We start from the raw sequence: 21693 nt of genomic DNA on the forward strand, positions 1-21693 counted from the left end.
TTCGAGTACATCGACGGCTTCTACAACTCCCGCCGCATCCAGGAACGGCTCGGCTTCCTCAGCCCGATCGAGTTCGAGGAAAGGCACTACGCCGAGCAGGCGACAGCCAAACAAGCGAACCTGAACGCCCGCCAACCCGTCGCTGATCAGCTGATCAGCGACTCCCGAGTGACGGGGGAACCTCATTGTGCCGCAAGGTCGATGGGACAACTGCTGCCGCAAAGACCGTGAAGCGTAAGAAGGCCGCGGTGAACGAGGTGTTCGGCGTTGCTGTGGAGCGGGGGTATTTCAGCCAGAACCCGTTGGGCGGTCTGTGATGGTCTGCACCGGAAGTCGCCGACGAGGTCGATCCGGACTGCGTGCCCAACCCGGCGCAGGTGGACCGTCTGCTTGCCGCGGTCAAGGCACTGCCCGGTCGCGGCCCGCACTTGTATGCCTTCTTCGGCTGCATGTACTACGCAGCCATGCGCCCTGGTGAGGTCATCCACTTGCAGAAGTCTCAGTGCCGCTGCCGACGAGTGGGTGGGGACTCCTCAATCTCAAGGGCGGGGTCGTGACTGCGGGGAAGGAGTGGACCGATGATGGCGCCGTCCACGAGGTCCACTCGCTGAAACGGCGTGCAGCCAAGGCGACGCGGCCGGTGCCGATCCCGCCGGCAACTACCTTGACGCTTCGGCGTACGGCATCACGTGGGGACGGGCACGTGAGGCGGTGCTCACCCTCGACGAGCACGCCCTTGAGCTGGTGAAACGTCCCTACGACCTGCGACACGCAGGAGTCTCGTTCTGGCTTGCCTCGGGTGTCGACCCTGCGGGGTGCGCGCGCCGGGCCGGGCCGGGCAGAGCATCCAGGTGCTCTTTCGCTACTACGCCAAATTCCTGGCCGAGGCGCGGAATCATGCCAACACCTTGATAGAGGAGTCGATGCGGCGATGGGAAGGGCCGGACGGCACCGCACGGGACACATGAGCCCCGGCCTTGGCCCGGAAATGCCCCGGAACAGCTGGTCAGAAGTGGGACAGGTGCGGGAGATATTGGGAATTACCTCACATCTCGCTCCATGGTCTGGATGCGTGACGTGAAGGGCGCCTGGCAGGTAAAACACCTGCTCAGGCACCCTTCTTCTGTGTCTAGAAGAAGCCCAGTTTCTTCGGCGAGTACGACACGAGGAGGTTCTTCGTCTGCTGATAGTGCTCCAGCATCATCTTGTGGTTCTCCCTGCCGATGCCCGACTGCTTGTATCCGCCGAACGCGGCATGTGCCGGATACGCGTGGTAGCAATTCGTCCAGACCCGGCCCGCCTTGATGGCGCGGCCCGCCCGGTAGGCGGTGTTGACGTCACGGGTCCACACACCCGCGCCGAGGCCGTAGAGCGTGTCATTGGCCGTGGCGATCGCGTCGTCGAAGTCGGTGAAGGACGTCACCGCGACGACCGGGCCGAAGATCTCCTCCTGGAACACCCGCATCCGGTTGTCACCCTCGAACACCGTCGGCTGGACGTAGTAGCCGCCCTCCAGCTCACCGCCGTGCTCGATACGCTGACCACCGGTCAGGATCTTCGCGCCCTCCTGCTGCCCGATGTCCAGGTACGACAGGATCTTCTGCAACTGGTCGTTGGAGGCCTGGGCGCCGATCATGGTGTCGGTGTCCAGAGGGTGCCCCGGCACGATCTGTTCGGTCCGGGCGATGCCGGCTTCCAGGAACTCGTTGTAGTGCCCGCGCTGGATCAGCGCACGTGACGGACAGGTGCACACCTCACCCTGGTTGAGGGCGAACATGGTGAACCCTTCCAGGGCCTTGTCCAGGAAGTCGTCGTTCGACGAGGACACATCGTCGAAGAAGATGTTCGGTGACTTGCCGCCCAGTTCCAGAGTCACCGGCTTGATGTTCTCGGAGGCGTACTGCATGATCAGCCGCCCCGTCGTGGTCTCGCCGGTGAACGCGATCTTCGCGACACGGGGGCTCGACGCGAGGGGCTTGCCGGCCTCCGCCCCGAAGCCGTTGACGATGTTGACGACGCCCGGCGGGAGCAGGTCGGCCACCAGTGTGAGCCAGAAGTGGATGGATGCCGGGGTCTGTTCGGCCGGCTTGAGCACGACCGCGTTGCCGGCGGCGAGCGCCGGGGCGAGCTTCCAGGTGGCCATCAGGATGGGGAAGTTCCACGGAATGATCTGCGCGACCACGCCCAGCGGCTCGTGGAAGTGGTACGCGACGGTGTCGTCGTCGAGTTCGCCGAGCGAGCCCTCCTGGGCGCGCAGCGCACCCGCGAAGTACCGGAAGTGATCGATGGCCAGCGGGATGTCGGCGGCCAGCGTCTCGCGTACCGGCTTGCCGTTCTCCCAGCTCTCGGCGACCGCGAGCTCCTCCAGATGGGCCTCCATCCGGTCGGCGATCCGGTTCAGGACCAGGGCGCGGTCGCCCGCGGAGGTCGCCCCCCAGCCGGGTGCCGCGGCGTGCGCCGCGTCCAGGGCCAGCTCGACGTCCTCAGCGGTACCGCGCGCGATCTCGGTGAACGGGCGGCCGTTGACGGGGCTCGGGTTCTCGAAGTACTGGCCCCGGGTCGGCGGGACGTACGCGCCGCCGATCCAGTGGTCGTAGCGCGACTCGTACGAGACGATGGCGCCCTCGGTGCCCGGCGCAGCGTAACGGGTCATCTCTGTGGCCTCCCGGATCCGGTGCCGCCCGCCGTTGGACGGCCCTCGGCGCGAGGCTAGGGAGCACGACGTTGCAAGGTCGTTGCATCCCGCTCCCGCGAGCGATCCGGCTCGCGCGAACGACGGGCACCCCTCGCCCACCGGGGACGGGGAGCACTCCTCGGCCACCGGGGACGGGCACCTCACGGCGGCCGGAGGCGGAGGCACCTCACGCCGACGAGGGACGGGCACCTCACGCCCGTTGGCGGCGGGCCCCGTGCCCGGGGGAGACCGTCTCGCCCATCACCCGCCCTGCTCCGTGTCGAGACCGCGCACCCGGGCCAGCAGCGGGGCCCGCCGCTCGGCCGGCACCGCACCGGCGAGGGCCCGCCACACCGGCAGGTCCTCCTCGCCCCACGGGCTGTACGCCCAGTCGGCGAGGAGCCCCGGATCGCCCCGGGCGATCAGCGCCGCACGCAACTGGTCGGCGAGCCGCCGGCGCAGCCGGACCACGGCGGGGGACTGCGAATTTGGCAGCAGCGGACCCGCGTACGCGCCCAGCGCCGCCGCCACCGCCCCGGAACCCAGCAGACGCGCCACCGTGTCGAAATCGGCGTCCACCGGGGCGGCGAGCCGGTACGGCCGGGAGCGCAGCAGGTCGGGCCCCAACAGCCGTCGCAGCCTGGAGAGTTCGGCCCGCAGGGTCACCGGGGTCACCGACTCGTCCTCGTACAGCTCGACCAGCAGTTCGTCGCCCCCGACGCCTTCGGGACGGCGGGCCAGCGCCACCAGGATCTCGCTGTGACGCCTGCTGAGACGGATCCTCCGGCCTTGGGCGACGAGCACGGCCTCGTCCCGTCCCAGCGCCGCGAGCCGCACGGACTCGCCGGCCGGCGGCGGCGCCAGAAGCGCCAGCTGTGACTCGGCCGCACGCGCCACGGCCTGGACGAACGCCAGGCTGTGCGGGTGCGCCAGCCGGTCCCCGCCCGTGATGTCCACGGCGCCCAGCACGCGCCCGGTCCTCGGGTCGTGCAGCGGGGCCGCGGCGCACGTCCACTGCTGCACGGGCCGCAGGAAGTGCTCGGCGCCGAACACCTGGACCGGCCGGTCGAGCGCGATGGCGGTCCCCGGCGCGTTCGTCCCCGCCACGGACTCCGCCCACCGCGCGCCCTCAGCGAAGTCCATCATCCCGGCGCGCCGTCGGGTCGCCGCGTGTCCCTCGACCCACAGCAGCCTGCCGTGCGAGTCGCAGACCGCGAGGAGGTGCTCCCCGTCCGTGGCGTACGCGCTCATCAGCTCGCGGATCACCGGCATGGCACGGGCCAGCGGGTGGGCCTCGCGATAGGGGTTCAGTTCCTCGGCGCCGAGTTCCATCAGGGCCGCCCCGTCCGGGCTGACCCGGGCCCGCGCCGAGCGGCGCCATGATTCCGCCACCACGGAACGTACCGGCCGCTCCAGCCGTCCCGCCGAGGCGAACACCTCGTGCGCGCGGTGCAGCGCGCCGGGCCGTTCGCCGGGGTCCGCGTCGGGTGCCAGGGCCACCCAGGGGTCCGTCAACTCACCCTCCCGTCCATGGGTTTCGCGCCCATCGTCACCCCGGCCCGTCGCTGTGACAACCTCGGCGCGGAGAGTGAATGCCCCGGTCCGCCGGACAGGCGGGCCGAGGCGGCGGGAGACTCCGGGGCAGGTGGGTCAGGAGAGATTCACGAGGCGGATGTAGCGGACCCAGTCCCAGTGGACGCCGGGATCCGTGTGGTCGCTGCCCGGGACCTGGTGGTGGCCGATGATGTGGGCCCGGTCCTTCGGGATGCCGTGGCGGTCGCAGATGTCCGCGGTGAGTTTCGCCGACCGCTCGTACATCGCGTCGGTGAAGTAGGCGGGCTGGTCGACCCAGCCCTCGTGCTCGATGCCGACGCTGCGGGTGTTGTAGTCCCAGTTCCCCGCGTGCCAGCCGATGTCCCACTCCCGTACGCACTGGGCCACGTACCCGTCGCCCGAACGCACCACATAGTGGGCGGAGACCTGCTTGGCCGGGTTCTGGAAGATGCCGATCGTCTCGTTGAACGTTTCCTGCGTGACATGGATGACGACGAAGTCGACCGGATACGCCGAAGGGCGTTTCGAGGCCGTGTAGTTGGACGTGGAGGCGGGGGCCCAGTTCGCGGCCGGGTAGTCCGTCTCGGCGGTCGAGGCGGCGACCGCCCGGACGGAGGCGGGCAGCAAAGCCGCCGCGGCGGTGACGGCGGCGCCCTGAAGAATCCTTCTGCGGTGCATCGGCACTCCTGGGAGAGGACGGGACGGTGACACAGGATCAGGATCGTGGCAACACCGAGGCTGTCTCCCGGAGATGACGATGGAGACCGCGGTTCGGTTCCCCGGCGGGCAGCCATTCCTTGCGGATCTTGGCCACGCAGGTGTAGTTGGTGTCGCAGACGTTGGCCAGCGGCGCCTCACCCGCCTGGCTGACCAGTTGGTACGCGTCCAGTTCGGAAAGCCCGTAGTCGCGGGCCAGCCACCGTACGAGGTCCAGCTGGGAGATCCGGAAGGCGTCTTCGAGCGGACGGGCGGAACCGGTGGACATCAGATGCGTGTCGGACTCGATCCGCGGCCACGGGGTGGCGACACCCTTCAGCAGTTCGACCAGTACCACGGTGTTCATCGCGCATTCCACGGCGACACCACAGGTCTCCCCCTCGCCCTGGCGGGCGTGGCCGTCGCCCAGACTGAGCAGCGCGCCCTCGACATTGACGCCCAGATAGCAGGTCACCCCGGCGCGCATCTCCGGGGTGTCCATATTGCCGCCGTGCGCGTCCGGAACCAGGGCGGACCGGACCTCCAGGTTGGCCGGGGCGACACCTACCGTGCCGTGCATGGGGTCCATCGGCAGCTCCACCTGGATGTCGCTGTCCCTGGCGCTGAACAGGCAGGTCCGCCGGGCCCGGTCCAACTGCCACATCCACACCACCTCGGGCAGCGGGGCCTGGAGCGAGGCCGTGGTGTGTGTGGAGGTCAGCGCCCCGAACAGTGGCACGGTCGTCGAGGCGGCCCAGTCCCTGGCCGGTTCGATCGACACGAAGTGCACCGCCACGGTGTCGCCCGGCTCGGCCCCCACCACGTGGAAGGGTCCCGTCTGCGGATTGAGGAACGGGAACTCGCACACCTGCGACACCAGGTCCCTCTCGGAACGCACCCGTCCCGCGAAGCAGTCCTCGGTGTACAGGTCGAGGAAGGAGCCCGGTTCGATCCGTGCCACCGGAGCGGCGCCGCCGAACGTCCAGGCGTACTCGCCCTCGCGCGGTCGTACAGTCAGAATCCTGGGGTCACTCATCGCTGTGCCGCTCCTGTCTCGGGCTGACTCGGGCTCGGGCTCGTGCGCAGGCGTGGGCTTGGGTTCGGTCCCGGACGGATGCGCCGAGCGCTACGCGACGTGACCCCTCGTGGGCCGACACCCCAGGACTCGTCATGTCCGATGCCCGTAATGCGTTGTCCGTTGTACGGGCGAGCGTCCGGCGAGGCCTACCGTACGGCCGCCGCGGAGGGGCCGGAAGGCGGCACGCGTGGGCAGGAGGGGGCGGGCGGCAGCACGGCGATCGCCGGGCACCACCCTCGGCAGGCGCACGTCATCCGAGAGCTGGGTGCGGCATGTCAACGCCCGCTTCCCAACGCGAGGCTGTGACCTGCCTGCATCCAGGCTGTCTCACGTTGATGGCCAGGCTCCTGTCTCAGGAGCATGGTCATGTGCGCGAAGCCATGGAGCTCTTCGAGGGCTCGGCCGGGGCCGATTCGGGGAGGGGACCGTGAGGGAGGGGCCGGGCTCAGTTGTCGGTGAGGACGAACGGCAGAGTGCCGGTCGCTCCGCCCGGCACGGTGGGGACACCGTTCCTGGCAAGCAGCGCGGGCGCCCCCGGCGGGGAGACGGCGACAGCGGGGCGCGGATCTCCGGCACCGGTGATCAGTGCGTAGGCGCGGGCGAGTTCGCCCAGGGCCGCGGCTCCTTCCCCGGGGTGGAGGGCATTGACGTGTTCGGCCTCGGTAGCGATGGCGGCCAGAATCCGGTCCCGTGCGTCGGCCGCGGGCAACTCCCGGGCCGGGATCGTGATCGGGATCTGCTGTAGCCCGGCGTCGTTAGTGCTCTCGGCCTCCGCCTCGGTCGGCTCCACCGCGTTCTTGCTCACGACGTTTCCCCTGGATCGAACGAGAATGTGATCTCCGATCGCCACTCTATGAGGGGGTGGGCGAGCCATGTGCCGGTGAGCTCGATGAGGGCCGCGGCGCCCCACCACCACAGGCGCGCGTCAGGGGTGACAGCGGCGCCGGTGATCCACAGTGCGGCGGAACCGGGGCGGGGCCCCGGCCGACGGGGTGTTGGGACAGCAGGCGGATGACGTGGGCCGTGGTGATGTTCAGGGTGCGCGCGAGGTGGGCGGTGGACATGGAGAACCTGCGCCGGGCCCGGCGACAGCCGCGCGATGTGAGCGATCCGGCCGTGCGCCCGCACCGGCCGGATCGCTGTATCAGTGGTCCGGTCGTTCAGCCGTTGAGCGGGCGCGGCAGCTTGAGGGAGGTCACCGATGTCTCGATGCCGCTGTCGACCAGCCGTCCGTTCGCGTCGAAGGCCTCGGTGCCGTCCGTCATCCCGAAGTCGTTGTCGTTGATGAGCGCGAGAGTGCTCCGGCCCGTGACCGCCACACCTTCGATCTTGCCGGGGATGCCCGGGACCGTACCGAGGTCGATGACCAGGCGCTTGCGCAGCACCCGGACCCCGGCCGCCGCGGGGTCCGTCAGTTCCTCGTACGAGGGCGAGGTCTTCGGGTCGTCCCAGGGCGAACCCAGGATGCCGGAGCCGCGGGGGAGCGTCACCCGGTGCAGCCGGGCCGCCTTGTCGGTGCGCTCCTCGACCAGCAGTGTGTCCCGGTCCAGGGCGACGACCGAGGAGACCTTCAGCTCGGAGGTGTCGTCCTCGCCCGGGTCGACGACCTCGACCGGGTCGAACCGGTAGGCGTATTCGGCGGTCACCGCGTGCTTCTTCGTCGAGAAACGCAGCAGCCGGACATTGCGCGAGGCCTCGCCCGCGTCCCCGTCGGGCAGCGCGAGCGGACTCTGCACCGCCATCACCAGATCGCCGCCTGGCAGCAGGGCCAGTCCCTCGAAACCCCGGTTGATCTTGCGGTGCAGCAGCACTCCGGGAAGCGCCTCGACCACCGGGTAGTCGGCGCCCTTCAGCCGCAGGCCCTCGGGTACGTAGCGGGCCAGCACACGGCCGCGCGAGGAGACATGGACGAGCGAGGGGCCGTACTCGTCCACCAGCCAGAACGAGTCGTCCGCCGCACGGACGATGCCCTCGGTGTCGAGGCCGTTCGGGTTGTACGTCAGCGGCGTCGTCGCGTCGTAGGTGTAGGGGGCCTCGTCGCGGCTCTGCTGGTTCGGCAGCCCGGTGACCGGAGCGCCGGACCGGGTCGTGAGCGGGATGGCGCTCAGGACTTCGACCCGCTTGCCGGCGACCCGGATCTTCACGATCGCCGGATCGAACCCCGGCACGGGGAACGTACGGCGCTTCTTGCCGTCGACCTTGATCTGGCCGTTGGGCCCGCGGTCCGTCACCGTCCAGAACTCGCCCTTGCGGCCGGCCGGGTAGATATCGCTGCCGATGCCGCCGAGCTGCACACCGCGGTCGTCCCGGACCGTGCCGGGCAGCAGACCGTTGCTGAAGCCGGCGAGCGGGATGTCGCCCAGCACGGCGCTTCCGGTGATCCGCGCGGTCCGGTCGGGACGCTCGTGGTGTCCGTGGCGCTCCTGCGGACCGGCGGCCGCGGTGGCGGCGACACCGAGAGTGGACAGCAGAGCGAGCGGCAGCCCGACGGCAAGGGTACGACGGACAACACGCGCGGACATGGGGCCTCCAGGGGCACAAGGATTCTTCGGCGACGTCAGGTTCTGCCCCCACGCGCAACTCCCGGTGACATCGAGTTGAACGTGGGGGCACCACATGACGAACCCGGCCCCGTGTGCCGCCGGACCCGTGTAAGTCCGCCGGACCCGTGTACGTCAGCCGGGGGCGGCGGGGCGGTGCACCGAGGAGTGTGCCCCCGCGTCAGGCGTCGGCCAGGGAGGCGGCCAGGGCCCCCGCCGGGTCGTCGTCCGCCGGACCGGCCGGAATCCAGCGACCCCGGTCCTTGCGGTACGGCCACCAGCGTCCGTCCCGCCCGTACCGGAGCTGGACGTCGGCGCCCGCCACCGTCCAGCGGGCCCGCCCGGCCCGCAGCTGTGGCCGTTCGCCCTCCTCCCAGGCCCCGGCGAGCTGCGCCTGCGCCCGTGCCAGGGACTCCGGGTCCGGGTCCCACTCCTCCTCCAGCACCGCCAGCGCGGCGCTCCCGCCGTACCGCCAGGCCCGCACGGCGGCGTCCAGCTCCGCCCGCCGGCGGCGGGAGCCCGTCGCGAGCCGGGTGGTGATCCATGACTCCGGCGCGGCCTCGGCGGCCAGCCGTACCGCGTCCTGCTCCGGCGTCAACTCGGCGGGCAGTGGCTGATGTTCGTGCCCTGGTGCCAGGGCGTCCAGCAGCATCCGGTGGGCTCGTGCGGCGCTGTCCGTCGCCAGGAGCTCCAGAGCCGCCGGATCGAGACCCGGCGCCGGGTCGGTCTCCGTGTCCAGGGAAGGCGGAAGACCGGGTTCCGCGGGGACCGGCGGGGGCTCCGGGAGCGGCGGGACCATCCCGCCGGCCGCATAGGCCTCCTCGGCAGGCACACCAGCGCGTGCTCCGGTGCCACCCCGGTCCGCGGTGTCCGACGGCTCGCCGCGGACGTCCCGGACCGCGCGTGCGGCACTGCGCACCTGGAGCTCGTCCAGCAGCCGCCGCTCGTCGCGCCCCCGCATCAGCAGCAGCACGAACGGATCCTGGTCCAGCAGCCGCGCCACCTGGTAGCACAGGGCACCCGAGTGCGGGCAGTGGTCCCACGCCTCGCAGCCGCACTCCGGCTCCAGGTCGCCGATGCCCGGCAGCAGATCCACCCCGGCCGCCGCCGCGTCCTCCACCAGATGCGGGGGCATCTCCCGGTCGAGCAGCGCCGCGATGTGCCCGGCCCGGTCGACCGCCATGTCCAGGAAGCGGTCCCACTCCTCCTTGCTCAGCTGTTGGAGCAGCACATCGCTGCGGTACGGTGTCGCGTCCCGGTCCTGGACCATGGCCGTGATGCGGCCCGGCCGTACGGAGACCGCACCGACCTTGCCCTCCCTGGCCAGCCGCCGCCCCTTCTTGAGCTGCTCAGCCTCGAGTGCCGTGTCCTCCAGGGCCTTCAGCCATGCCTGGCCCCACCAGGACGACGCGAATCCGCGTCCCTGTGCCGGCGGCAGAGCCGCGAACGTACGCTCGGGACCGCCGTGTTCGTCAGCGCCCTGCCCGTATCCGGCCTCGTGGCCGTGCCCGTAGGCCTCACCGTAGCCCTGGCCGTGGTCCGGCTCGTCGCCCAGTTCCCCGTTCAGCGCGCTGCTCCGGTCGTCGTCGTAGGCGTCGTTCTCGTACGCGTCATCCCCGTAGGCGTGTCTCATCGTGCGCCCCCTCGCAGCTGGACCAGATCGGCCAGTTCGGCATCGGTCAGTTCGGTCAGGGCCGCCTCGCCCGAGCCCAGCACCGCGTCCGCGAGTCCCTGTTTGCGGGCCAGCATCTCGGCGATCCGGTCCTCGATGGTGCCTTCGGCGATGAGCCGGTGCACCTGGACCGGCCTGGTCTGGCCGATCCGGTAGGCGCGGTCCGTCGCCTGTGCCTCGACGGCAGGGTTCCACCAGCGGTCGAAGTGGACCACATGTTCGGCCCGGGTGAGATTGAGCCCCGTGCCGGCCGCCTTCAGGGAGAGCAGGAAGACCGGTGCCTCGCCCGTCTGGAACCGGCCCACCATCTCCTCCCGCCGCGCGACGGGCGTGCCGCCGTGCAGGAACTGGGTGGGCACCCCGCGTGCCGCCAGATGCTCCTCCAGGATCCGGGCCATCTGGACGTACTGGGTGAACACCAGCACGCTCGCGTCCTCGGCCAGGATCGTGTCGAGCAGTTCGTCCAGCAGCTCCACCTTCCCCGAACGGTCCGCGATCCGCGGCCGCTCCTCCTTGAGGTACTGCGCCGGGTGGTTGCAGATCTGTTTGAGCGACGTCAGCAGTTTCATGACGAGCCCACGCCGGGCGAATCCGTCTGACCCGGAGATCTCCGCCAGGGTCTCGCGCACCACCGCCTCGTACAGTCCGGTCTGTTCCGCCGTCAGCGACACCGCGCGGTCGGTCTCCGTCTTGGGCGGCAGTTCGGGCGCGATGCCCGGGTCGGACTTGCGGCGCCGCAGCAGGAACGGGCGCACCAGCGCGGCGAGGCGGTCGGCGGCCGCGGGATCGTTGCCGCCCTCGACCGCCGCCGCGTACCGGCTGCGGAAGGTACCGAGGCGGCCGAGCAGCCCCGGCGTGGTCCAGTCGAGGATCGCCCACAGCTCGGAGAGGTTGTTCTCCACCGGGGTGCCGGTGAGCGCGACGCGGGCCCGCGCGCCGATCGCCCGCAACTGCTTCGCCGTCGCCGAATGCGGATTCTTGACGTGCTGTGCCTCGTCGGCGACCACCATTCCCCAGTCGGCCCCGGCCAGCCGGGAGGTGTCCAGCCGCATCGTGCCGTACGTCGTGAGGACGAACTCGCCGTCCCCGAGCCCGTCCAGCGAGCGTGCCGCACCGTGGAAGCGCCGTACCGGGGTGCCGGGAGCGAACCTCTCGATCTCCCGCTGCCAGTTGCCCATCAGGGACGTGGGGCACACCACCAGGGTCGGCCCGGCGGCCGCCGGATCGCTCTGCCGGTGCAGATGGAGCGCGATCAGGGTGATGGTCTTGCCGAGCCCCATGTCGTCGGCGAGACACCCGCCGAGGCCGAGCGAGGTCATGGTGTTCAGCCAGTTCAGCCCGCGCAACTGGTAGTCGCGCAAGGTGGCGGCGAGCGCGGCCGGCTGACCGATCGTCTGCTGTCCGCCCGACTCCGGATCGGCGAGCCGGTCCCGCAGTCCCTTCAGCCAGCCCGTCGCGGCGACCTCGACCCGGCGTCCGTTCACCTCGGTGGAACCGGTGAGCACGGCACCCAGCGCGTCGATGGGGGTGACCTTGCGGTCCTGGGACTCCCGGGCCCGCCGGGCCTCCTCGGGGTCGATGAGCACCCACTGGTCGCGCAGCCGCACGACCGGCCTGCTGGACTCCGCGAGCCGGTCCAGTTCCGCCCGGCTCAGCTCCTGGTCGCCCAGAGCGAACCACCAGTTGAAGGCGAGCAGCGCGTCGGCGGACAGGAACGAGGGGGTGTCGGACCCGGTGCGGGCGGGGGCAGGACTGCCGTCCTCGGGCCCGTCCTGGCCATGCTCCTGGCCGGACGGGCCGATCACCGCACGCGCGGTGAGCTTCCTGGCCAGTTCCCTCGGCCAGTGCACCTGGACCCCCGTCGCGGCGAGTGCCCGTGCGGCGGGCCCCAGGAGTTCGGAGATCTCCTCGTCGGCGGGCTCGACGGAGTCCGGCACCGCCGCCGACAGCAGGGGAGCCAGCGGCGGCCAGGCGCGCGCGGCGCGGCGCAGGGCGAGCAGGGCGTCCATCCGGGCGCGCGGGCCGAAGGCGGCGGCCGCCGGTGTGCTGCCCGCCCACACCTCGGCTGCGTCGGCGACCAGCGTGGGGTCGCTGACGCTATGGATCTGCAGTACGGCACGGAAGGACGGCCCGGCACCTGAGGAGTCCGTCGCGGTGTCCGGCACGGCAAGCCCCGACACCTCGATCCGCAGGGAGAGCCGGACGCCCGCGTCGTGTCCGGCCGCCACATCGGCCGCCCAGCCGCGCAGAGCGGGGACACGCTGCGGCTCGTCGGCCGCGAAGGCAGGTCCTGCCGCGGCGAGGGGGGCGGCGGGTGTCCGGGGCAGCGCGTCGGCCACCGCGTCCAGGAACGCGCGCAGCAGCCGCTCCGGCTCGGGCAGCAGAACGGGTCCGCCCGCGGTGGTGTCGGAGCCGGCACCGAGGGGCACCGCATGGGCGGTGGGAGGCATGGACGCCGCCAGGGCCCGGATCCGTTCGAGATCGTCCGCCGCGAGCGGCCCGGTCCGCCACGCGTCGTGGTCCATGGCGCTGAGCCCCGGCAGCAGCAGCCCACGGGCGGCGAGTTGAAGCGCGAGGATTCCGGCGGCGCCCCAGAAGACGGCCGAAGGGGAGGCGTGCGCACTCACCCGGGCCCGGGTGAGTACCGCGAGAGCATCCCGGACGGGCAGGTGCAGCGCGGTGACGGAGAAGGGCCGCGCGTCGGCTCCGACCACGGTCAGCTCCCGCGAAAACCCGGGAGAGCCGGGCGGGGTGCTACCGTCCGGGTTCCAGAACGCGATCAGGCCGGTACGGGCCGGATCCGCGGGGAGGAAGACTGCGGAGCAGCGGGACAGTTCAGAGATCTCGGAAAGCGTTTCCGCAGGGTGCCTGTGCACAGCGATGTCAGATTCCTCAAATTTGACTAGTGGGTCCGGGGTCGCCGAGGGTACTCCACCAGGAGTCCACTGCGGCAACTCCGTGCCGTGATCCAGGTCTCACTTTCCTGCCTTCCGGAAGTCTGTGGTGCAGCCAGCACCACCTTGGGACACGGGGGCAGCCCCCCGGATGTCCGGGGTGGTGGCGCCATGGCTGCCGCGGGTCCCCAATCCGTACGTTTCATGAGGTCAGCGCACATGCCCAGAGACCGGAGACGTCATGCCCCAGGCGATAGCCACCGTTGCGGAGCACACCCGCGACGGATCGGAGAGTTCCGGAAGCACGGGAAGTGACGCGACCTCCGCGAGCGCTGCGAGCTCCATATGTGATGTGAGTGTCACGAGCGCCGTAAGCGATGCAAGTGCCACGAGCGTCGCCAGTGACGTGAGCGTCACCGGCCTTCCAGGCGAGGTGAGCGGGAGTCCGGAAGGGCCGGTCGCGGGAACGCCGGGCTCCGGACAGGCCGGTTCCGGAAGCGATTTCGCCCCGCTCCTGCGGGCCGTCAAGGAACAAGGACTCCTGGACCGCCGGACCGGCTGGTACAGCGCGGGCATCGCGGCCAATCTGATCGCCCTGGGAGGGGTGATCACCGGTCTCGTCCTCCTGGGCAACACCTGGTGGACGCTGCTCCTCACACTGCCGCTGGCGATCCTGTGGAGCCGTACCGCCTTCTACGGGCACGACGCGGGACACGCCCAGATCACCGGTGACCGCGGGAAGAGCCGGATCATCGGGCTCTTCCACGCCAACCTGCTCCTCGGCATGAACGAGGCGTGGTGGAACGACAAGCACGTCCGTCATCACGCCAACCCCAACCACATCGACAAGGACCCCGACGTCGGCGTCGGCGCCCTCGTCTGGACCCAGAAGCAGGCGGCCCAGCGCGAGGGATTCGCCCGCTGGCTCACCCGTAACCAGGCCCGGCTCTTCTTCCCGATGCTCCTCCTCGAAGGCATCGCCCTGAAGATCTCCGGCTTCCAGTTCCTGCGGAACCAGCCCGTCAAGGAGCGGTCCCTCTCCGGCCTGCTGCTGATCGCGCACCTCGCGCTGTACGCCACGCTGCTCCTGAGCACGATGTCCCTCGGCAAGGCCGTCGTCTTCGCCCTGGTGCACCACGCGCTGTTCGGACTCCACCTCGGCATGGCCTTCGCGCCGAACCACAAGGGCATGGAGATGCCCGACCCGGACGGAGACCGCTGGGGCCACCTGCAGCGGCAGGTCCTGACCTCGCGCAACGTGCGCGGTGCGTTCCTCACCGACTGGTTCCTCGGCGGCCTCAACTACCAGATCGAGCACCACCTCTTCCCGAGCATGCCGCGTCCCCACCTGCGACTGGCCCAGCCGCTGGTCAAGGCCCATTGCGAGGACATCGGCATGCCGTACGCGGAGACCGGACTCATCGAGTCCTACCGGCAGGCGCTGACCCACATGCACGAGGTCGGCGAACCACTGCGGTAGACATGGGCCGCGATGTGGAACCGATCAGGGCGTACAGGCGTTCACACAGCAGGGAGCGGCTTCGGCCGCGAAGGAGGCGTGGACCATGTCGAACGGTGCGAAGATCGCCATCGGGGGAGTTGTCGCGGCAGCCGTCCTGTGGCCCCTCATCGGGTTCTGGTGGGCGCTGCTGGTGCTGATCGGAGTGCCTGTGGTGGGCTATCTGATGCTTGACCCGTCCCAGCGGCGCAGGCTGCGCAGAGCCGGCCGCAAGCAGATCGGCCGCTGACCGCCGGGCGCCGGACCGGCCGTGCGACGGCGACGCCCGCCCGTGGAGCGTCGCCCGTCGGCCGTGGCGCGGCGGCCGAACCGGAGGCGTGCCGTGGTCAGGACGGGCCCTGGGGCGCCGGGGTGTCAGGACGGGCGTACGGCCAGTTCGTCCAGGGCCTTCAGCAGACCGGGCAACTCGGGGCCACGGCCCACGGGCAGGACCTCCCCGGGCGTCTCGTCCAGCAGGATGAACGCGATGTCGTCGGTCCTCGCCACCAACGACCATCCCGGCCCGTCGGCACGCAGGGTGCGGGCGTCGGCGGTGGCGAACGCGGACCGTATCCGGCCGGGCGGCGGCGGAGTCCGGAGATAAGCGCGCGCCTCCTCCAGCACCCGGCGCACACCGGGGTGCTGGAGGGAACGGTGGCCCGCCCCTTCTGTTCCGGGGCCGTCGGCTGTGCCGGGGCCCCCGGCATCGGCTTCCCGGTGCCCGGCCGACGCTGACGTCCCCGTACGCGATGCGGAGGGTCCGGCCTCGCCGGTCCGCTTTCCGCCACCCCGCGACTGCCCGGTCTGTCCCTCGCCGGGCCGGGCGAACGCCGCGTCGTCGATCCGTTCGCGCCACTGCGCCCACTGCGCGGCGATCTCGTCCGCCCCCAGCCGCCGCTGCGCCGGCCCCCAGGCCTCGGTGTCGGGCGGTGTCAGCGGCGCGGGGCCGCCCCCGTCCGCCGCCGGGTGCGGCAGCGGGTCGTGCGGGGCCGGAACACCGGGAGCGGCGACGGCCACGGCGAGCGGCCAGCCGGGCAGCGCGCACACCACGGAGCGGTCGTCGGGGGAGAGGTCGTACTCCATTCCGCAGTCCCAGGCGGAGATGGCGACCGCGACCAGGGAGACGTCCTCGACGACCACGGTCCAGCGGGCGCCCGTGCCGTCCTGGCCGAGCACCAGACCGTAGCCCTCCTCGTACGGTTCGAGGGCGAGAGCCCGGCACGCGGCGACATAGTCGTCACCGAGCACGCTCGGGAACTGCGCGGGGGTGAGCAGCACTGCGGTCAGCACAAGCAGCGCGTCGTCATCGGCGGCCATGTCGTCCGTCCCGGCCACAGCGTCCTCCTCGTCCCTCATGGCTTGATCTGTCGGCGCACCTTAACTACTCGGTAACCCTGTCGTCGAGGCCCTGACAAGTACGGAGGAAGGCCGCTGCCCACACCCCTGCGCCGGCGGAGGGGCGGGCGGACACCTGCGCCGCCGCCGCAAGCGCTGCGTAGGGTTGGACCTCCGGCCGAACGAGGGGACAGCGTGGTGAAGAGGTACGACCGGCTGAAGGAGATTCAGCGACTCGACCCGGAACGGGACTTCCTGGAGATCTACCGCCTCACCGCTTGCTACGAGTTCCCCTGGGACATCACCAGAGCACTCGAACTGGCCCTCTACCGCACGTATGCCGTCCCCAGCATCGGCCGGCTACTCGCGGAGACCGCCGAACTGACGGACCGTCCGCAGAAGCGGTACGACGACACCGTCCTGCTCCTGGACACGGTCGTGGAGCACGGCTTCGACACCGGACAGGGCCGCACCGCCATCCGCCGGATCAACCGGATGCACCGCAGCTACGACATCAGCGACGACGACATGCGCTACGTCCTGTGCACATTCGTCGTCACCCCGAAGCGCTGGATCGACAGCCATGGCTGGCGCAGGCTGTCCGGCCACGAGATCCGTGCCTTCGTGGCGTACTACCGCACGCTCGGCACCCACCTGGGGATCAAGGACGTGCCCAGCACGTACGAGGACTTCGAGCGCACCCTCGACGCGTACGAGCACGAGCACTTCGGCTGGGACGAGGGGGGCCGCAGGGTCGCCGATGCCACGCTGGCGCTCGTGGGCTCCTGGTATCCGGCCGTACTGGCGCCCGTCGTACGCGGAGCCGTCCTCGCGCTCCTGGACGACTCGCTGCTGCGGGCGTTCCGGTACGAGCGGCCGAGCCCTGCCGCCCGCCGGCTGACCAACGGCGCGCTGCGGCTGCGCGCCCGTGCGGTACGGCTACTGCCGCCGCGGAGGGCACCGCACTACGCGCGCCAGAACCCCGAGGTCAAGGGGTACCGGGACGGGTACGAGGTCGCCGGGCTCGGCACGTTTCCCACGCCGGGCGTCCGTGGATGTCCGGTCCCGCACGGCCGGACACCGCAGAATCGGGGAGAGCGGAGCCCCGGCGGGCCGGAGCCGGTGCAGTAGGGACTCGCCGGCCGTCCGTACGAGCGTGGGGACGCCCCGACGGAACGGGGAGAAGCGGCGCGGGGGTACGGGCCGGCCGGCCCGTACCCCCGAAGGATGTCGCGTACTCCCCGGCGCGGTTGCCCGGGGGGCGGATCCTCCGCGCGGCGATCCACGGGTCCGGGTCCCGGGTCCCAGGTCCCGGATTCCCGCTCCTGGTGCCAGGGCTCCGGAGCGGACGGACGGTGCGGGTGAACCTCGTCAGACGTTGACGCCGTAGTCGGAGGCGATCCCTGCGAGCCCCGAGGCGTAACCCTGGCCCACGGCGCGGAACTTCCACTCGGTGCCGTGCCGGTACAGCTCGCCGAACACCATCGCGGTCTCGGTCGACGCGTCCTCGCTGAGGTCGTAGCGGGCCAGCTCGACGTTGTTCGCCCGGTTCACCACGCGGATGAACGCGTTACGGACCTGGCCGAAGCTCTGGCCGCGGCTCTGGGCGTCATGGATCGACACCGGGAACACGATCTTCGCGACCTCGGCCGGTACCCCCGCCAGGTCGACATCGATGGACTCGTCGTCGCCCTCGCCCTCGCCCGTCAGGTTGTCTCCGGTGTGACGGACCGAACCGTCCGGGCTGTTGAGGTTGTTGTAGAAGACGAAGTGCGCGTCGGAGAGGACCTTCCCGGCCTCGGAGCAGAGCAGGGCGCTGGCGTCGAGGTCGTGATCGGCGCCGGTGGTGGTCCGTACGTCCCAGCCCAGGCCGACGGTCACGGCGGTCAGGCCGGGCGCCTCCTTCGACAGGGAGACGTTGCCGCCCTTCGCCAGGGTCACACCCATGAAATTCCTCCAGTGTTACGTCGTTCCGCACGGCTTGGCCGTGCCGTACAGCCGTCGTTCATGCGAACGTGCGGCGCGGTCCTCATGGTTCCCTGATTGCGCAAGTCATGAAGTGAAAGCGCTGGGAGAGGGGTGCCCGGGGTTCACCGGGACTCCTCCTCCTTCATGGCCTTGGTCTCGCTCTTGAGGATGCGCATCGACTTCCCCAGGGCGCGGGCCGTGTCCGGGAGTTTCTTCGATCCGAAAAGCACGATGAGCACGATGGCCACGATCAGCAGGTGCCAGGGCTCCAGGCCGTTGCGCAACATTCTGGTCCCGCCCTTCTCTCCGTCCGGCAACAGTTGCCGTATTGCGCAACTGTACAACCGTGGTGGAGGGGTGGGCCGGCCGCTCCTCACCCCGGCCGGCCGCCGGAGACCGTGCTGCCTTCACGGCGGTGGTCGGCATGCCTGCGCGCCGCCGTCAGCCCGGCCGCGTACAGCCCGAGCACCGTGCCGAGCAGCACGTAGTAGAGCGGCGGGAGGGCGGACATGCCCAGCAGCGGGCCCGCAGCGGTCAGGGGCAGCAGCACACCGACGCAGGCCAGACCTGCCGCCGCCGCACGCAACGGTCCGCCGGCACGGCGCTCGGCGGCGGTGCGCCCGGTGCGCAGCAGCACCATCACCAGGGCCTGGGTGAGCAGGTTCTCGGTGAACCACCCGGCGTGGAACGCGGCCTCGTCGCCCGGTGCCGCCGGGTCGCGCAGGGCCAGCGCGAGCACGCCGAACGTCGCGAGGTCGGCGGCGGCGTTGAGCAGCCCGAAGCCCGTGATGAAGCGCAGGAAGTCACGGGGACGCAGCACGGTGGGCCGGCGCAGGACCGATGCCGCGGGCCGGTCGAACGCGAACGCCAGCTGCGCCGCGTCGAAGCAGAGATTCTGCACCAGCACCTGTGCCGGGAGCATGGGGAGGAACGGCAGCAGCAGCCCCGCGGTCAGCATGGCGATGACGTTGCCGAGGTTCGACGAGAGCGTGACGCGCAGATAGGTGGCGATGTTGCTGCTGCTGCGGCGGCCCGCGACCACGGCCCGGTCGATCGCCGTGAGGTCCTTCTCGGCCAGGACGACGTCCGCCGCCTCCCGCGTCACGTCCACCGCGTTGCGGGGGCAGATGCCGACGTCAGCGGCGTGCAGAGCGGGGAGGTCGTTGACGCCGTCACCGAGGAATCCGGTGGTGTGCCCGCCCGTGCGCAGGGCCGCAACGATGCGGGCCTTGTGCTCCGGCGTGCACCGGGCGAACACAGTGGTACTGCCCGCCAGCCGCGCCAGCTCCTCGTCAGGCAGCACATCGATCCGGTCGGCCGTCACGACGTCGCCCGGCCGCAGACCCAGATCGTGGCAGATGCGGGACGCCGTACCGGGATGGTCACCGGTGAGGACCTTCACGGCCACGCCGCGCGCCGCCAGGACACCGAGTGCGTCGGCGGCGCTGGGAGCCGGGAGGTCCCGGAGGGTGACCAGGCCGAGGAACGTCAGCCCCCGCTCGTCGGCCGGGGCGTAGGCGCCGGTCCGTGCCGGACGGTCGGCCCGCGCCACGGCGAGCAGGCGTAGCCCGCGCTCCGCCTCCCGGGCGGCGAGGGCGAGCAGCCGCTCCCGTTCCTGTTCCACCAGCACGCAGCGGTCGAGCACGGCCTCGACCGCGCCTTTCGTGACCAGTGTGTGGATGCCGGGGCGGCCGGGCCGCCGGACCACGGCGGTGGCGAGCCGACGTACCGGATCGAACGGCAACGCCGCCACTCCGTCGTACACGGACAGCGGCGAGCCCGCGCCCCCGCACTCCTCGTCGTCCTGCGCCGCGTCGAGAACCGCCTCGTCCAGTGCGTCGGGAGCCGGCAGTTCGGCGAGCTCCAGAGTCCACAGCGCGCCGACCGCGGCCCAGCGCAATGCCTCCGGATCCGGCCGCCCGGTCCCGTCCACCGAACCCTCGACGACCGGCCGGTCCTCGGTCAGGGTGCCTGTCTTGTCCAGACACAGGACATCGACCGCTCCGAGATCGTGCAGCGCGGGCAGTCGCTTCACGATGACGCCGCTCGTGCGGGCGAGCCGGGTGGCGCCCCGGGCCAGCGCCGTTGTGACGATGACGGGCAGCATCTCGGGGGTCAGGCCCACGGCCACGGCGACGGCGAACGGCAGGGTCTCCAGGCCCCGGCCGCGCAGCGCCGCGTTGGCCATGAGGACCAGGGGCGGTGTCAGCAGCATGAAGCGGATCAGGGTCCAGGAGATCCCCTGTACCGACCGGTCGAAGGCGCTGGTGCCCCGGCGGCGGGCGCGACCGTCGTGAGCGGCGGCGAAGAGGGTGTCCCCGCCGGTCGCGGTCACCACCGCCGTACCGCTGCCGGAGGTCACACTGCTGCCCTGGAAACAGAGGTGCGGCTGGGTGAACGGGCCGGAGGAGGACCCGGGTGGTTCCGGAGACTCGACGGGGTGCTTCGGCACCGGCGCGGACTCCCCGGTGAGCGCGGACTGATGCACGGTGAGGCCGCTCGCGCGCAACAGCCGCACATCGGCGGGCACGAGGTCTCCCGGACCGAGCCGGATCACATCGCCCGGCACCAGGTCGGCCACCGGAACCTCACGGGCACGGGGTGAGGCATCGGCCGACGTACGGCGCAACACGGTCGCCGTGGTCGCGACCAGCTCTCTCAGCGCGGCCGTCGAGCGATCGGCGCGGTGTTCCTCGCCCGAGCGCAGCAAGCAGCTGACCAGGACGAGGACCAGGATGACGCAGGCCGTTCCCCACGCTGTCACGAGAGCGGACACCAGCCCCAGGCAGAGCAGCACCGAGGTGAACGGGTCGCGGAGGCTGCCCAGGAAGCGCCGGGGCCAGGACATCGGACGCCAGGCGGGAAGGACGTTCTCACCGAGCCGCGCCAGGCGCTCCTCGGCCCGGGTCTCCAGCAGCCCGCGCGGTCCGCTGTCCAGCGAGCGCAGCACCTGGAGCGGGGTGAGCCCGGTTCCGGCAGCGCCGGCGCCGTCATCCGTGATGTCGGCGGGCTCGTCCGTCGCGGAACCGCGGCCGCCGACGGCGGAGCCCGCACCGCGGTGGTGGGCCGCCATCAGGGGAATCACCCTGGCCGGGGCCTCGTCCAGGTCCTCGCGTCCCGATCCGGCGGCTGAGGTGGTGTCAGGCACCGAGCTCACGCAGGCGGACGGGGCGCGCTGCCGGGTGCCCCGCCTCTTCCGCCAGCTGGCCGACCATCAGCAGTACCACGCTCACGACACCCGGATCGTCGACCAGGTAGACCTGACGCCGCCCCTCGCGGCGCGAGCGTACGAGTCCGGCCAATTTCAGCTTCGTCAGATGCTGGCTCACCGAGGGCAGCGTGCCGCCCACCCGCTCGGCGAGCCCGGTCACATCGCTCTCGCCCTGGGACAGCGCCCACACGATGTGCAGCCGGGCGGGCGACGCCAGGAGCCCGAACGCGGCAGCCGCCTCGGCCAGTACTTCCGCGGGCGGATCATCGAAACCGCCGCCGGAACCTGTCGACACGCTTGACCTCTCCGTCCACGGGGCCGCCCGCGCGTATCCATCGCCGCACGCGTTCCCTGCACCGACAGGGGCCAGTCACCCGAAACGGCCAGTGTAGAGGGCGCGGCCTGCTCGCTCATTGGACGATCCGGTCCCCTTCCGAATCGAAAGAGGACCGAATGTGGGCGATGGACGCTCATCATTCGATCGCGGTAGGGCGATCATGGCCCAAAAACAATCACTCTGAAGTCGACTACGGCCATCACTGTCCAAGCGGGCCATGCCGGCATCCCGGGGAG

General features: G+C 71.1%; 17 protein-coding genes. 4 read left to right on the forward strand and 13 right to left on the reverse strand.

Annotated elements, in window-relative coordinates:
• Positions 1 to 231, forward strand: a 231-nt coding sequence (locus ACIGJO_RS26470) for an IS3 family transposase (RefSeq protein ID WP_399962119.1), incomplete at its 5' end; no start/stop codon positions are given.
• Positions 232 to 1129: 898 nt separating this feature from the next.
• Here ACIGJO_RS26470 and ACIGJO_RS26475 read toward each other — a convergent pair.
• The 8 genes from ACIGJO_RS26475 to ACIGJO_RS26510 all read right to left on the reverse strand — a co-directional run bounded on the left by ACIGJO_RS26475 (position 1130) and on the right by ACIGJO_RS26510 (position 13090).
• Entirely contained in the window at positions 1130 to 2653 is a 1524-nt protein-coding gene (locus ACIGJO_RS26475) for an aldehyde dehydrogenase family protein (RefSeq protein ID WP_399962121.1), read from the reverse strand.
• Positions 2654 to 2935: 282 nt separating this feature from the next.
• Positions 2936 to 4189 carry a GAF domain-containing protein gene (locus ACIGJO_RS26480; RefSeq protein WP_399962124.1) on the reverse strand — a complete coding sequence of 418 codons (1254 nt, stop codon included), beginning with the start codon at positions 4187 to 4189 and terminating at the stop codon, positions 2936 to 2938.
• A 135-nt stretch (positions 4190 to 4324) separates the two neighbouring features.
• Positions 4325 to 4906: an N-acetylmuramoyl-L-alanine amidase gene (locus tag ACIGJO_RS26485; RefSeq protein ID WP_399962126.1), complete on the reverse strand. Its 582-nt coding sequence runs from the start codon at positions 4904 to 4906 to the stop codon at positions 4325 to 4327.
• A 37-nt stretch (positions 4907 to 4943) separates the two neighbouring features.
• Positions 4944 to 5960 (reverse strand): acetamidase/formamidase family protein, encoded by a 1017-nt coding sequence (locus tag ACIGJO_RS26490; protein ID WP_399962129.1) that lies wholly within the window; start codon positions 5958 to 5960, stop codon positions 4944 to 4946.
• 487 nt (positions 5961 to 6447) lie between these two features.
• Positions 6448 to 6807, reverse strand: a complete 360-nt coding sequence (locus tag ACIGJO_RS26495) for a hypothetical protein (protein WP_399962131.1) — start codon at positions 6805 to 6807, stop codon at positions 6448 to 6450.
• 355 nt (positions 6808 to 7162) lie between these two features.
• Positions 7163 to 8524: an esterase-like activity of phytase family protein gene (locus ACIGJO_RS26500; protein ID WP_399962134.1), complete on the reverse strand. Its 1362-nt coding sequence runs from the start codon at positions 8522 to 8524 to the stop codon at positions 7163 to 7165.
• 199 nt (positions 8525 to 8723) lie between these two features.
• Complete coding sequence (locus tag ACIGJO_RS26505) at positions 8724 to 10175, reverse strand: SWF or SNF family helicase (RefSeq protein ID WP_399962136.1); 1452 nt, start codon at positions 10173 to 10175, stop codon at positions 8724 to 8726.
• A complete protein-coding gene (locus ACIGJO_RS26510; protein ID WP_399962138.1) occupies positions 10172 to 13090 on the reverse strand; it encodes a DEAD/DEAH box helicase in 2919 nt (972 codons plus the stop codon). The genes ACIGJO_RS26505 and ACIGJO_RS26510 overlap by 4 nt, the downstream gene beginning before the upstream one ends.
• A gap of 451 nt (positions 13091 to 13541) precedes the next feature.
• Between ACIGJO_RS26510 and ACIGJO_RS26515 the strand changes: the two genes are divergently transcribed.
• Both ACIGJO_RS26515 and ACIGJO_RS26520 read left to right on the forward strand, forming a co-directional pair.
• Positions 13542 to 14588 carry an acyl-CoA desaturase gene (locus ACIGJO_RS26515; protein WP_399962460.1) on the forward strand — a complete coding sequence of 349 codons (1047 nt, stop codon included), beginning with the start codon at positions 13542 to 13544 and terminating at the stop codon, positions 14586 to 14588.
• 85 nt (positions 14589 to 14673) lie between these two features.
• Positions 14674 to 14856, forward strand: a complete 183-nt coding sequence (locus ACIGJO_RS26520) for a hypothetical protein (protein ID WP_399962140.1) — start codon at positions 14674 to 14676, stop codon at positions 14854 to 14856.
• A 125-nt stretch (positions 14857 to 14981) separates the two neighbouring features.
• On the opposite strand, the gene ACIGJO_RS26525 is transcribed toward ACIGJO_RS26520, so the two are convergent.
• Positions 14982 to 15962 carry a hypothetical protein gene (locus ACIGJO_RS26525; protein ID WP_399962143.1) on the reverse strand — a complete coding sequence of 327 codons (981 nt, stop codon included), beginning with the start codon at positions 15960 to 15962 and terminating at the stop codon, positions 14982 to 14984.
• Between the two features lie 174 nt (positions 15963 to 16136).
• Between ACIGJO_RS26525 and ACIGJO_RS26530 the strand changes: the two genes are divergently transcribed.
• On the forward strand, positions 16137 to 17072 hold the full coding sequence (locus ACIGJO_RS26530; protein ID WP_399962145.1) for an oxygenase MpaB family protein: 936 nt from the start codon (positions 16137 to 16139) through the stop codon (positions 17070 to 17072).
• A 240-nt stretch (positions 17073 to 17312) separates the two neighbouring features.
• On the opposite strand, the gene ACIGJO_RS26535 is transcribed toward ACIGJO_RS26530, so the two are convergent.
• The 4 genes from ACIGJO_RS26535 to ACIGJO_RS26550 all read right to left on the reverse strand — a co-directional run bounded on the left by ACIGJO_RS26535 (position 17313) and on the right by ACIGJO_RS26550 (position 21415).
• The gene (locus ACIGJO_RS26535) at positions 17313 to 17888 is read right to left on the reverse strand and encodes a TerD family protein (protein ID WP_399962147.1); all 576 of its coding nucleotides are present in this window, start codon (positions 17886 to 17888) and stop codon (positions 17313 to 17315) included.
• A 143-nt stretch (positions 17889 to 18031) separates the two neighbouring features.
• Positions 18032 to 18196 carry a Sec-independent protein translocase subunit TatA gene (tatA, locus tag ACIGJO_RS26540; RefSeq protein WP_266927042.1) on the reverse strand — a complete coding sequence of 55 codons (165 nt, stop codon included), beginning with the start codon at positions 18194 to 18196 and terminating at the stop codon, positions 18032 to 18034.
• Positions 18197 to 18282: 86 nt separating this feature from the next.
• A complete protein-coding gene (gene mgtA, locus ACIGJO_RS26545; RefSeq protein ID WP_399962150.1) occupies positions 18283 to 21066 on the reverse strand; it encodes a magnesium-translocating P-type ATPase in 2784 nt (927 codons plus the stop codon).
• A complete protein-coding gene (locus ACIGJO_RS26550) occupies positions 21050 to 21415 on the reverse strand; it encodes a metalloregulator ArsR/SmtB family transcription factor (RefSeq protein WP_329941487.1) in 366 nt (121 codons plus the stop codon). The genes mgtA and ACIGJO_RS26550 overlap by 17 nt, the downstream gene beginning before the upstream one ends.
• Between the last annotated feature and the right edge of the window lie 278 nt (positions 21416 to 21693).

It is taken from the genome of Streptomyces sp. NPDC079020 (genome assembly GCF_044542225.1).
In the GTDB taxonomy this organism is placed as follows: domain Bacteria; phylum Actinomycetota; class Actinomycetes; order Streptomycetales; family Streptomycetaceae; genus Streptomyces.